The following is a 13,651-nucleotide window of genomic DNA, read 5'->3' on the forward strand; positions in this document are numbered from 1 at the left end:
TTTTATGTGACCAGTTGCCGGAATTAAAGCGGCGACTGGTTTTTTTTAGGGGGCTAAGGGACACCAGAGCCGTTATTTTCGATAAAACGGAGGTTTGCAAAATGTAACGGACACAGAAGACCTTATTTCCCTCAAATCGGCCTGGATGAACGGGTTTAGAGCAAAATAAGGTCGTTTGTGTCCGTTAGACTGGGAAATACCCGGGAAATGGGCGGATAAGGTCGCTGGTGTCCGTTAGAGCAGCGTCCAAAGTTTAGGAAGAGCCTCCAATCGCTCCAAAGTAGAAGTCAGAGCCACTAAAGGACGCCGTCAGGCGTTTTTCATATTTTGTTTAAATATATATGCCATGATTAGACATTTTTCGGCAAAGCAAAGGGAAGATTTTGTGGAAATAGAGGGTATTGTAAGGTATTATGTTATAATATGTATTCCAAATCAAGCTTTCATACATACTAGGAGGAGATTATTTTGCAAGTTTTGCGTCAACGCAAAGCGCTCATATTTGCCCTGCTGATCTTCGTTGTTGCAGCGGCGGCTATCTTGGCGGCGTTATTCATACTGAAATCATCGGTTAAGAGCTCCACATCGGAAGCTCCCGTTGTATTCTTAAGAGACAACCTACTTATGATGATGCAGAAAGATGAGCAGCAACCGACCGAACTGAGCGGACCGCTGCCCCAGAATGAACTGATGCAGGCGGCGGAGCCCTGGAGGCAGATGAGTTATAATCGGTTGTTCAAATTGAATGAGCAACGGGATAAGATATTTTTTGTCAGAGAGCTCACGAATGATAGCAAAGCTGTTCTGTATTACCGCGATTTGCCCGAAAGTCCAAACACCGGTGGCAAGCCCGGCGTAGAGCTGGCCTCCGCAATCAGCGAAGTGAAAGAGACCTTTTTCGAGATCAGCAATGACGGGAAGGTCGCCATTTACATAAAAGATTACGGCAAGCAGACCGGGGGTTCGCTTTATATACATAACCTGCGCAAAGAAGTTTTAGTCGACGATCAGGTAACAGACTACTATTATGTCGACAAGCCCGGACTGCTTTATTACATGACCTTCGATGAACAGAATCGACAGATCATCAAAATGGCTAAGCAAAACAGCTTCGACAAGAAGACGGTAATTGACACGGATGTGTTGGCCATTACGGAAATCGATCCCGATTCCGGAGAAATTCATTACCTGAAACCGACGTCCACCGGGTCACACGATTTTTACAGTAAGCTGCCGGATCAATCTCCGGTCAAACTTGTCTCCAATATGCAATTTAATATAGGAGACACTCAAGAAGGTTCGTTCTTTTATCGAAAGCTCGAGCCGGCGAAGCTGACACTGTTTGATGCCATGACTGACGATCTTGCGGAAAGCGATGCCAAGATTAAGGAGCCGAATAGCGAGGATTTTACGACCGTTGAAAGAAAAAGGATGATCAACTATTGGACGGGCGAGCCTTATGAAGCGGATGTGGAAGAGTTCGACAAATCCGGGTTTAACGAGGCCAATCAGCGGTATGAAGAGAAAATCAACCGCGACAGTTTGCGTCGTGAGTTGAAAGCAAGAGACTTCGACCCTCCAGGGAGCCTGCATTTTTTCAGTGGGGGCGCTTCGGTCGTCGTAACGGATAACTACGAAAGTTTGCTTTTGGCGGATGCCAAAACCGGCATGGTCATTTACAAAAAGGCCGATTATGCCACGGTACCTAAAGTTCCGTTATCGGAGGTTTCCTTTCCCGAAGAGGCTATGGCTAAATATGAGGAGCATTTAAATGATGCTGCGGAGGCTTATCTCTTTACTCCCAAGACCGGAACGGTCAAACTGGATCAGGTGTTAGGTTCCTCTTTGTCGCAAGTGAGGTTGAGCCTGGATGGCCAAAAGCTGTATGGCATCGAAAAAGGGGGAACTTTGGTTGCTTTCGATGTGGAGGAAGGCTTCCCTGTTCACCGTAAAGTGTTGGATGAAGATGTCTCTCTTTTTCAGTACTTTACGGAGGAAAAAGCCAAGCTATTCTACTACAAGCGGATGGGTGAGGGTCACGCGCTGTACGAGTACGCTAACGGAGCAAGTCGTCAAATTTCCGCTGACATCGGCATGATCGGCTTTAATATCGGTAAATACTATCCGCAACCGGACGAGCTTTATTACTTCACCGAATACGACTCGGACGAACACGCTGGCACCCTATACCGCTACCGGGACGGAAAGTCCGTCAAGATTGCGGACAATGTCCACGAATACTACTACAACGAATCCAGCGGCCTGTACTATATCGTCAATTTCGATTGGTCGCAGGGTACCGGTGATCTGATGCGAGCCGGAGACGGGAAACCCGAGCAGGTTGCCGACCGCGTAAGATTCATGCTCGAAGAGCCCGCTTATCAGCGCCTCTAATAGATTTGCACAGGCCACGGTTCACCTCCATGCTAAAAATCCACAACCAAATGAGGTTGTGGATTTTTTTGATAAGATTTAAAACGCCCTTGACATCACAAAATATCATGTTATTATTTAACCGACAGACAGTCGGTCGGCTAATGAGGAGGCCTAACAATGAGAGTTGTAAAACAAGCGGAGGAACGCCGGAACGAAATCCTCGACGCGGCGGATGAGCTTTTCGGCCAGAAGGGTTTTGACGGCACAAGTACCAATGATATTCTCGAAAAAGTCGGAATTGCGCGGGGAACGCTGTATCATCACTTCAAGTCGAAGGAGGATATTATGGACGCGCTGATTGAGCGGTATAATGTCCGTATTTTAGGTGCGGCGCAGGAAATTGCCGCAGATAAAAGCATCCCCGTAATCGAGCGCGTGATTCGCGCGGTAATGGCACTGAACATCAGCGGCGGAAGCAGTAAGGAAATTATGGAGCATATTCACAAGCCGCAGAACGCGCTGATGCATCAGAAAATCCAAAGGAGCATCGTTGGCGGCGTTACGCCGATCCTGACGGGAATCATTCACGAGGGCATTGAGCAGGGACTATTCAGCACGCCGTTCCCGTATGAATGTATGGAAATGATTGTGATCTATGCGAATACCGTTTTTGATGATGATATGGTACCCATGACGAGCGAGGAGCGCGCTTCACGGATATTGGCGTTTGTTTGCAACGTGGAAAGGCTGCTTGGTGCCGAAAGCGGAAGCCTTATGGACGTCATGCGGATGTTTGGCGGAGGAGATGGAGGAGGCCATGAATAACTCGGGCAAATCCTTCGGAAAATTTCTCTTGCTGTGGTTCGGACAGCTTATTTCGGCAGTAGGAAGCGGGCTTACGTCGTTCGGACTGGGGATTTATGTTTTCCAGCAGACGGGCAAGGCCTCGGCCATGGCGCTTGTAACCTTGCTTGCGTTTATGCCGTCGCTGCTCTTAAGCGCCTTTGCGGGAGTGCTGGCGGACCGTTATGACCGCAGGCTTTTAATGGTTTTGGGCGACGGTCTTTCCGCACTGGGACTTGTATTCATCCTCATATGCATGCTTCGCGGAGATGCGCAGCTATGGCAGATTTGCGTTGGAGTTGCAATAAGCTCGGTGTTTTCATCACTGCTTGAACCTGCATATAAAGCTACGGTTACGGATTTACTCACCGAGGAGCAGTTCACGAAGGCAAGCGGGCTTGTCCAGGTGGCGGGCTCGGCAAAATTTCTGATTTCTCCGGTCATTGCGGGATTTTTGCTCACCATTTCGGATATAAAGCTGCTCATTGTCATCGACATCGGCACTATTGTCGTCACCGTTATTACTACTCTTGCCGTACGCGGCGGTCTTGCTTCCAAGACATACGAACAGGCAACATCGTTTGTCCGTGAATTCAAAGACGGTTGGAGCGCGGTTTCCGGAAACAAAGGTGTGCTTGTTCTTGTGATCATGGCCTCGGTGCTGACCTTTTTCCTCGGAGTTATTGAAACGTTGTCCATACCGATGTTGCTTGCTTTTACGGACAGCTCCGTAGTAGGAACGCTTGAAACCATTATCGCTTCGGGGATGCTCGTATCCAGCGTGATATTAGGATTCCTCCCAATCAAAAAAGACTATGTGAAGGTTCTCTCAATTTCGCTGTTTTGTGTAGGCATGTTTATGGCGGGGTTCGGATTTCGCGAAAATATTATTTTGATCTGTATTTCGGGATTTCTCTTTTTTGCCATGCTGCCATCTGCAAACGTATGCCTGGATTTCCTTGTTCGCACCAACATTGAGATTTCCGTTCAAGGCAGAGCGTGGGCATTGATCGGAATCCTATCTCAGTTTGGATTTGTTGCCTCTTATGCGTTTTCGGGTATACTGGCGGATTATGTGTTCACCCCCTTACTCGTTGAAGGCGGAGTGCTTGCCGGCAGTGTAGGAAAGGTCATCGGCACGGGCGGAGGCAGGGGAACGGGACTTCTCATTATCATCGCCGGTATGCTTTTATGCGTGACTTCGGTCATTCTATATCACCTAAAATCGGTTAAAAAGCTTGAACACGGAGGTAACTTATGTATTCCAGAATAATCCGCAATGACATCTCCAAAAGCAAGCTGATCACGTTGACAACGATGATATTTGTGGCTGCCGCGGCTATGCTTGTTTCGCTTGCAGCGATCCTCGTCGTAAATCTTTCGGGCGCGATAGATACGCTTATGGTGCGGGCGAAGACACCGCATTTTATGCAGATGCATACGGGGAATATCAATACGGTCCGGCTAACGGAATTTGCGGAGCGGAACGGCAATGTCGATGAATTTCAGGTGTTGGAGTTCCTCAATATGGACGGCTCGCGGATTAGATTAGGCGATAATTCCCTTGCGAATAGTGTTCAGGACAATGGGGTCAGCATTCAGAGCGAAAAATTCGACTATCTTCTTGATCTTGACGGAAACGTCATCAACGTATCTGACGGCGAGCTTTATGTTCCGCTAAGTTATATGAGGGACAACACCACAAAGGTCGGCGACAAGGCCGTAATCAGTGGAAAGGAATTTACCGTTGCGGGATTCCTCCGCGATTCGCAAATGAATTCCACGCTGGCCTCCTCCAAAAGATTTCTGATCAGTAAAAATGATTTCGAGGAGCTAGAAAATGCCGGAAGCATCGAGTATCTGATCGAGTTTAGGCTAAAGGATCTGTCTAAGCTTGGTGAATTCGAAACGGCGTACGCTTCCGCCGGGCTCGAAACGAACGGACCCACGATTACCTATCCGCTTTTCAAAACGATTAACGCCGTTTCCGACGGGATGATGATTGGGGTAATCCTACTTGTCAGCGTGCTTGTCGTTGCGATCGCTTTGATGTGCATACGTTTTACGCTACTTGCGAAAATCGAAGACGACTACCGGGAAATCGGTGTCATGAAGGCACTAGGGCTGCGTGTTTCCGACATCAAGAAGATTTATCTGACCAAATATGCGGTTATTGCCGCGGCAGGTTGTCTTCTCGGATTTGCACTCTCCTTCGTATTCAAAGACATGCTTCTTGAAAATATACGGCTTTACATGGGGGAAAGCGATCATTCTTCTTTTGCTGCAGCTTTCGGAATCATCGGTATACTGCTTGTATTCCTTGCAATCATGGCCTATGTAAGCGGAGTGCTGAGACGCTTTCGGAAAATATCCGCCGCCGCAGCCATCCGCTTTGGCACTTCACAGGAAAAAACCTCGGGCGCAAAGCGTTTTAACCTGAGTGAAAACAGGCTGCTTAACACGAATATTTTTCTCGGTGTCAAAGACGTTCTCGCCAGGAAAAAACTTTACGCCACCATGCTTGTGGTGCTGATCATTTCGGTCTTTATCATGATAGTTCCGCAGAACCTGCACAACACAATTTCCTCCAAAGACTTCACCCAGTATATGGGAATCGGCAACAGCGATATCCGCATCGATATTCAGCAGACCGACAATATGTCCGAAAAAGCCGCTGAAATTGTAAAAACCATGAGCGGCGATAGTGCTATTTCAAAATTTGCCGTGCTGACGACCAAAACCTTCCAAGTCAAAACGGAGGAAGGCTCGGAGGAACGGTTGAAAATTGAGCTCGGCGATCATTCGGTATTCCCCGTCCAATATGCCGAGGGCCGTGCCCCCGCCGCAGAAGACGAAATTGCGCTCTCGGCCATGAACGCCAAGGAGCTGGGCAAAAAGGTCGGCGATATCCTTACATTGGTGACGGAAGGGAAGGAAAAAAGCCTTGCGGTAAGCGGCGTTTATTCCGACATTACCAACGGAGGCAAAACCGCAAAGGCCGTTTTCAGCGACAATTCGGCAGACATGATGTGGTACGTGATCAGCGCGGAGCTGGCAGATCAATCTCTTATCGACGGCAAGGTTGCGGAATATGCGAGCAGGTTTGCTTATGCCAAGGTCTCGGACATTGAGGAATATATGGCTCAGACCTACGGCACGACCATAAACTCCGTGGGAAAGGCTTCTAAATCAGCAATTGCCGTCGCGCTGGTTATTACGGTATTGGTTACATTGTTGTTTATGAAAATGCTTGTCGCCAAAGACAGATATTCCATTGCCGTCAAGAAAGCGTTCGGTTTTACCAACCCAGATATTCAAGCGCAGTATGTTTCACGTTCGGCATTCGTTCTGGTTGTCGGGATTGTGCTCGGCACGCTTCTCGCCAACACGGTCGGAGAGAAGCTTGCGGGCGCAGTGATCTCCTCCTTTGGAGCGTCGACGTTTCGTTTTGCGGTCAATCCGCTTTCCGCGTATCTGCTTAGTCCGCTGTTGATGATAGGTTCGGTGCTTATCGCAACGATAATCGGCACATCGGGCGCGGGACAAATTAAAATTTCGGAAAATATAAAGGAGTAGGGTATGAAGAAGATTATTATCGGTGATCATGTCATTAAATCTTTCGGTGAGGGCGATGAAAAGCGCAATGTTCTCGATGGCGTTTCTGTGGAGATACACGAGGGTGAGTTCGTGGCAGTAATGGGGCCTTCGGGCTCGGGAAAATCCACGCTGATGTTCGCGCTGAGCGGGACGGAGAGTGTTGACGGCGGAAAAGTCGTGGTCGACGGCCGGGACTTATCGGGGATCGGGGAGAATGAGCTGGCGGATCTCCGCAGAACAAAAATGGGATTTGTGTTCCAACAGCCGACGATGCTGAAAAATCTGAATATCCTCGACAACATCATTCTTCCGGCCATGCGGGGCAATCGAAAAAACGCCGCAAAAATGACGGAAAAAGCAAGAGCGCTTATGAAAAGGGTTGGTATTTCAGAGCTTGAAAAGCGTGACATTACCCAGGTTTCGGGAGGCCAGCTTCAGCGAGCGGGAATATGCCGCGCGCTGATGAACAGCCCGAGAATTATTTTCGGTGACGAGCCTACGGGTGCGCTCAACTCACAATCCGCGCAGGAGATTATGGACCTACTTTCCGAGATCAACGCGGAGGGTACTGCGGTTATGCTAGTAACCCACGACGCCAAGGTTGCGGCGCGGACGGAGCGTATTATGTTTATGCGCGACGGAACCATCGTAAGCGATCTGAAACTTCCGAAGTTTGGTGGGACGAATATGGAGGGCAGGGTCGAGAAAGTAACGGTAAAAATGAGGGAAATAGGAATATGATTTGTTGTTAAGGGAGAGGAGCATACAATGAAAATTGAAAATCTAATAAGTGAAAAGTATAGTACGTTTAGTGAAGGAGATATATTCCTGGCAAAATTTATTTTAAGCAATAAGGAATTAATTCCGAAATTAAGTATCACGGAACTTGCTAACCAAAGCCTGACTTCCAAATCATCGGTACTAAGATTTGCGCAAAAGTTGGGATTCTCCGGATTTACCGAACTGAAAAATTTTATGAAGTGGGGAAATTTTTTTTCCGAGAGTCCGATTGCGCATAGTGATTTTGGCGAATATATCCGTAACAGTATCAATAATACACTGGAACATATAAAAGATATAAATCTTCATGAGATTCACAAGGCCATTGATGAAAGTGAACATATTTACTTGATCGGAACAGGGCTGGCACAGCAACTCCTAGCCGCAGAAATGCAAAGAGTTTTTTTAGGGATCGGGAAAGAAATGCAGGTTCTTCCGATCGGCATGCAAAACAATCTGTATCAAATCCTAATTGAACGAATGGATGAAAGTGATTTACTGATTATTTTCTCTCAGTCCGGAAATAACCTGACGCTTAAAGAAGCCCTCACCACACCAATTCTGAAAAATGTAAAAATACTTTCAATCACCGCTGATGATAATAATTGGTTGGCTCATCATTCGACATTCCATATTTCAACCCAGGTTGAACCCTCTAGTATGACGATGCTGAATTTGAACAGTACTTACCATGTAGTAATTGAAATGCTGGCCTACAGTTATATTAAATACAAAATGTAAAGGGAATCCTCCAGCACCTTTAAGTGATACTACCATGTCATAAGATATGGGCTATCCTTAAAGGCGTTTTTGCGTTTGGCAGCCTTAAGGGGGGAGCAGCCCATAGAATTTTCCCAATCGATGAAACCGTTTCCCAACATGGCGCAAATGACTTATCTATTGTCGGTGATTCATTTATAATTGGCTCGAAAGCGCTTCAAAAGCTGATAATGTAACTTGGAAAGGGGAAGTCACCTGCATGGATGACAAAACATTAGCTGGGCAGATCGTAGAGCTATCGGGGGGCTCCGGCAACTTTGATAGTCTTACAAACTGTATGACGAGAGTCAGGATAAAGTACAAAGATAACTCGAAGGTAGAGCTGGAAAAAATTAAAGAACTTAAAGGTGTATTGGGAATTATAGAGGAGGACAGTACACAAATTGTCGTCGGACCCGGTCACAGCAACAAAGTTAGAGAAGAGATGGAGAAGATTATAAATTCATCATCTATCGAAAATAAGGTCACGGAGCCGGAAGAAAGTAAAGAAAAGAAAAAAGGTTTCCTAAAGATGATATCCAATATCTTTGTACCGATTCTGCCGGGGATCATCGCCTCTGGAATTATCCAAGGGGTAAACAATATGATTACAAATTCCGCTGCACAGAGAGCGGCCGAATTAGGGATTAAGGGAACGGATGCCTTAACGGCTCAACAAGTCGTTTTAGATTCCTGGCATATCCTGCAACTGAGCACATTATTATCTATTCTTGGCGCGGCTACATTTTCATTTCTCGCGATTTATACCGGTATCATGGCTGCCAGGGAATTTAAAACGGATATGATTCTTGGCGGAGTCTTGGGTGCGGTTTCAATCTCGGGATCGCTTCTCGGAGACTTGGGTCTTTCGAATGGACAAGGGGGGCTCTTTGGCGTTATCTTCGGCGTATATCTCCTATCTGTCATTCAAAAACTGCTAAGAAAGGTAGTCCCGAATATTTTGGATGTCGTCGTCACGCCAACTTTAACGTTGCTAATTACCTCAGCCATTTTCTTATTAACCGTGATGCCTCTTGCAGGAATTCTGTCTGACTGGATTATTAATGGAATTCTCGCATTGCTGGAGTTTAGCGGAATATTAGGAGGGTTCGTTTTAGCGGCGTTGTTCCCTTCATTAATTGCAACGGGGCTTCATCATAGTCTCTCCGCGATTCATGCGGAGTTGCTTAATACCCTGGGGGTCGACCCTGTATTCCCGGTGCAAATCATGAGCAATGCCGGTATGGTCGGCGCCGGTTTGGCGATTTATTTTCTAACAAAGAACAAGAAGACGAAAGAAATCGCCAAGGGGGCGATTCCGACATCCTTCCTGGCGGTAGGCGAGCCAACCATGTATGGGGTGGTGCTTCCCTCAGGATTCGGTTTTATCACCGGTTCCATTGGAGCAGGGATCGGCGGAATCATGATTCGGCTTTTCGATGTCAATTCTACCGCGTTTGGTTCCGCAGGGATGTCGGCCATTCCATTAATCGCTAATGGCGATTACTTGCAGTACTTGATCAGTTATGTTATCGGATGCTGTGCCGCATTCGTCCTTACCTATGTCGTTGGGAAAGCAAAACGATATAGCTGACAAACATTACTTTTTTCTATAGATAAAAGGAGTGGAACAAAAAATGAAGGCCATTCAAGTGATGTTTGATACCCTTAGAAAGGACTATCTTACTCCGTACGGCGCAACAGATACGATGACTCCGAACTTTGACAGGCTGGCGGAAAAATCCGTGCGGTTTGATCATTTTTTTACGGGGAGTTTACCGTGCATGCCTGCACGCCGTGAGCTGCATACGGGCCGATATAACTTTCTGCATCGGGGCTGGGGGCCTGTCGAACCGTTTGATGATTCAGCACCGGAAATTTTAAAAGCGAACGGGGTTTATACCCATTTAGTAACCGATCATAAACATTATTGGCGTGACGGCGGAGCAACGTATCACCCTCGCTATTCCTCTTATGAATTCATACGGGGCCAGGAGGGCGACAGTTGGAAAGCCAAGGTGGATAAAAACGTAGATGTTGCCGGTTTGGAAAACCTTAATGCCGAACAGAAGAAAAGGAAATTAGCCAGTATCTCACAAGATATGGTGAACCGGCGTTACATGACCCGCGTAGAGGACCATCCTTTACACCGAACGGTGGAAGCGGGACTGGACTTTCTAAGGGAAAATAAAAATGCCGATCAATGGTTTTTGCAAATTGAGTGTTTCGATCCGCATGAACCCTTTTTTGTGCCCAAAAAATATCTGGATATGTACAATGTCCCGGAAACATTTGATGGTTGGCTAACGTACACTTACGATGATTTTTCACCTGAGAAAAGGGCCATGATTTTAGGTTACTATAAAGCCTTAATTACGATGTGTGATGATTATCTGGGGAAAGTGCTGGATTTTATGGATGAAGCGAACTTGTGGGATGACACGATGCTCATTGTTAATACCGACCATGGTTTTATGCTTGGTGAACATGAATGGTGGGGAAAAAACATTATGCCCGTTTATAATGAGATCGCCAATATTCCGTTTTTTATCTGGGACCCTCGACAGAAACAGCAAGGGATAAGCAGAGATCAGTTGAGTCAAACGATCGATATCCCGGCAACCATCCTTGAATTTTTTGGTATGGACCGGCCTGAGCATATGAAAGGGAAGCCGTTAGGGAGCATCATTAACAATTCGAAATCCAATCATGATGCCGTGTTGTTTGGCTATTTCGGCAGCAACATTAATATTGCCGATGGCGAGTACGTGTACATGCGGGCGCCAAAGCCGAATGGCGAAGAGCTTTTGCATGAGTATACATTATCACCGATGCGTATTAATCGGCGCTTTACCAAAGAAGAACTATCCAACATTTCATTGGAGGATTCTTTTGCGTTCACAAAAGGGATCAGCGTCTTGAAAATCAGATCGAGCGATATCATGGCGGAAAATTATCAAAGATTCGGGAATAAGCTTTTCCATTACAAAAACGATCCTAAACAACTGCAACCGCTCGATGATTGCAGCAAAGAGTTTGAGTTAATCACAAAAATGAAGCAGTTGATGAAGGAAAATGAGGCACCGCCAGAGCTTTATGCCTACTACGGCTTGGATCGGATTCAGACTATAGAAGATGTAATAAACGAGCACAAGCATCAAGAAGCGCAGGATCAATTATCGGTAAGCGGGCTGACCTTTATGAACCGAAGTTCCAAAGAAGGGTATTTGGTCCTGGAAAAAAGGCTGAAAGACCCCTTACAGCAAGAGGCTTTGAAAAACGATTTTACCGGCCGAAGCCAACCGGTATCTGCTGACGATTTGCAGAAGTGGGTAAGCGATCATATTGCAAAGGATAAACAAGCGTTTATTTATTACCAATTAAACTTAGCCATGAGGATAGATTAAATCGAACAGGAGAAAAATGTTATGTTGTCTTGGATGCAAAAGAGCAGAAAGAAAACCGCGGATTTGGTTGTCATGGCTCCTTTGAGCGGACGTGCGGTGCCGCTGGATAGAGTCCCGGATGAGGCGTTTTCGCAGCGTATGATGGGTGAGGGAATAGCGATCGAGCCGACGGAAGGAAAGGTCTTCTCGCCTTTTGACGGAGTAATCGCCCACCTTATCAACTCCAAGCACGCCATTGTTCTTGAACACGATTCGGGCGCGCAAATTCTGATCCATGTCGGGATGGATACCGTTTCGCTGAAGGGAGAAGGCTTTACTCCCCGAGTGGAAACAGGAGAGCGGGTAAAAACCGGCCAAGTTCTCTTGGAATTTGATATCGAACGCATAAAGGCGGCGGGACTTCCGATTATTACACCTGTCATCGTCCCCGTTGGCATCGATGCCGTTCTGGAGGTTGAAACGCATGAAGGGCCAATTTCTGCCGGCCAAGATCCTGTTCTTACCGTTAAACTTGCTTGAGCGTTTAGCCCATTAATAAACACGAGAAGTCAAGTCTCCGGGAACTTCCATAAATTTAGCAAAGCGAATATAGAGGGAAAATGGCCTCCTGATCTGTCATGAACGTATGCAGAAAGGAGGCTTTCGCACACCTAAATGATTGAAAATACTAAAAAAGTTTAAAAATTTTTAAGTTTACTTTTTCGGGGATGAATCTGCAGGATAAGAGAGGATATGAGAGCATATCACAACATATTGAAGTTCGGTTTATACAGTATTTTCTGTACGTTCACAACGAACGCTTTTTTTATTTGAGATCGATTTCATTATTTGTTATCATGACGGTGTTGTTGAATTGACAAAGCGACCGTCGCATTTCGTCAAATGTTGTCTACACTTCTGCAGAATGTAACGCCGGCATCTAAACGACTGTTACAAAGGAGAAAAACATGATGAACAAAACCAAAAAATGGATGGTGTTGACAAGTTTGGCTGCAGTACTCGCGTTAGGAGCGTGTTCCTCCAATGCGGCCACGGGCGAGAACAAAGTGCCTGTCGGAGAGCAGGTTGATTATAAAATAACAGGAACGGATCCAGGTTCGGGCCTGATGAGATTGACGGCCCAGGCCATGGAAGATTATGATTTGTCCGATTGGACCTTGACGGAAAGCTCAGCGGCGGGCATGACAGCCCAGCTCGATACAGCTTACAAAAATAAAGAACCGATTGTCATTGTTGCCTGGTCTCCGCACTGGATGTTTAATACCTATGATTTGAAATACTTGGATGATCCGAAGCTGACTTATGGAGAACCTGAAGAGATTCACACCATAGCACGTCTCGGACTGCAGGAGGATCACCCGGTAGCCTATGAATTTCTGGACCGTTTTAACTGGACGTCCGATGATATGGGTGAAGTGATGATAGATATTCAGAATGGGATGGAGCCGGGAGCGGCAGCAGCAAAATGGGTTGATGAACACGAAGCTAAAGTCCAAGCGTGGATTGACGGATTGGAACCCGTAGATGGAGATCCCTTTACCCTCAGTTATGTAGCGTGGGATTCTGAGCTTGCAAGTACAAACGTAGTTCGCTACGTGCTTGATGAGAAGCTGGGGTACACGGCAGAAGCTTTGCAGGTTGAAATCGGACCGATGTGGATCGGCGTTGCCAACGGTGACGTGGACGCAATTGTAGCGGCTTGGCTGCCGGTGACCCATGCGGATTATTGGGAGAAATACGGCGACCGGCTCGATGATCTTGGTGCAAATATGGTTCATGTAAAATCCGGTTTGGCCGTACCTGCTTATATGGAAGATGTGAATTCGATCGAAGATTTGCAGTCTTAAAAAAATATCCAATATGGAAGGTATCCCTGAAGGTTCATGGTT

At 46.6% G+C, this 13,651-nt stretch carries 10 protein-coding genes; all 10 read left to right on the forward strand.

Annotation, left to right across the window (positions count from 1 at the left end):
- Nucleotides 1-468 precede the first annotated feature (468 nt).
- On the forward strand, nucleotides 469-2,394 hold the full coding sequence (locus tag EHV15_RS10260) for a hypothetical protein (protein WP_128631105.1): 1,926 nt from the start codon (nucleotides 469-471) through the stop codon (nucleotides 2,392-2,394).
- 159 nt (nucleotides 2,395-2,553) lie between these two features.
- Nucleotides 2,554-3,201 (forward strand): TetR/AcrR family transcriptional regulator, encoded by a 648-nt coding sequence (locus EHV15_RS10265; RefSeq protein ID WP_128631106.1) that lies wholly within the window; start codon nucleotides 2,554-2,556, stop codon nucleotides 3,199-3,201.
- Nucleotides 3,194-4,492 (forward strand): MFS transporter, encoded by a 1,299-nt coding sequence (locus EHV15_RS10270; protein WP_128631107.1) that lies wholly within the window; start codon nucleotides 3,194-3,196, stop codon nucleotides 4,490-4,492. The genes EHV15_RS10265 and EHV15_RS10270 overlap by 8 nt, the downstream gene beginning before the upstream one ends.
- Entirely contained in the window at nucleotides 4,477-6,795 is a 2,319-nt protein-coding gene (locus EHV15_RS10275) for an ABC transporter permease (protein ID WP_128631108.1), read from the forward strand. Before EHV15_RS10270 ends, EHV15_RS10275 begins: the two co-directional genes overlap by 16 nt.
- Nucleotides 6,796-6,798: 3 nt before the next feature.
- Nucleotides 6,799-7,557 (forward strand): ABC transporter ATP-binding protein, encoded by a 759-nt coding sequence (locus EHV15_RS10280; RefSeq protein ID WP_128631109.1) that lies wholly within the window; start codon nucleotides 6,799-6,801, stop codon nucleotides 7,555-7,557.
- Nucleotides 7,558-7,584: 27 nt separating this feature from the next.
- Nucleotides 7,585-8,337: a MurR/RpiR family transcriptional regulator gene (locus EHV15_RS10285; RefSeq protein ID WP_128631110.1), complete on the forward strand. Its 753-nt coding sequence runs from the start codon at nucleotides 7,585-7,587 to the stop codon at nucleotides 8,335-8,337.
- A gap of 238 nt (nucleotides 8,338-8,575) precedes the next feature.
- Nucleotides 8,576-9,949, forward strand: coding sequence for a PTS transporter subunit EIIC (locus tag EHV15_RS10290; protein WP_128631111.1), 1,374 nt, complete (start codon nucleotides 8,576-8,578; stop codon nucleotides 9,947-9,949).
- A 43-nt stretch (nucleotides 9,950-9,992) separates the two neighbouring features.
- Nucleotides 9,993-11,762, forward strand: coding sequence for a sulfatase (locus EHV15_RS10295; RefSeq protein ID WP_128631112.1), 1,770 nt, complete (start codon nucleotides 9,993-9,995; stop codon nucleotides 11,760-11,762).
- 21 nt (nucleotides 11,763-11,783) lie between these two features.
- On the forward strand, nucleotides 11,784-12,281 hold the full coding sequence (locus tag EHV15_RS10300) for a PTS sugar transporter subunit IIA (protein WP_128631113.1): 498 nt from the start codon (nucleotides 11,784-11,786) through the stop codon (nucleotides 12,279-12,281).
- A gap of 431 nt (nucleotides 12,282-12,712) precedes the next feature.
- Nucleotides 12,713-13,609, forward strand: coding sequence for a glycine betaine ABC transporter substrate-binding protein (locus EHV15_RS10305; protein ID WP_128635273.1), 897 nt, complete (start codon nucleotides 12,713-12,715; stop codon nucleotides 13,607-13,609).
- Nucleotides 13,610-13,651 lie beyond the last annotated feature (42 nt).

This window comes from Paenibacillus oralis (assembly GCF_003863965.1).
GTDB classification, from domain to species: domain Bacteria; phylum Bacillota; class Bacilli; order Paenibacillales; family Paenibacillaceae; genus Fontibacillus; species Fontibacillus oralis.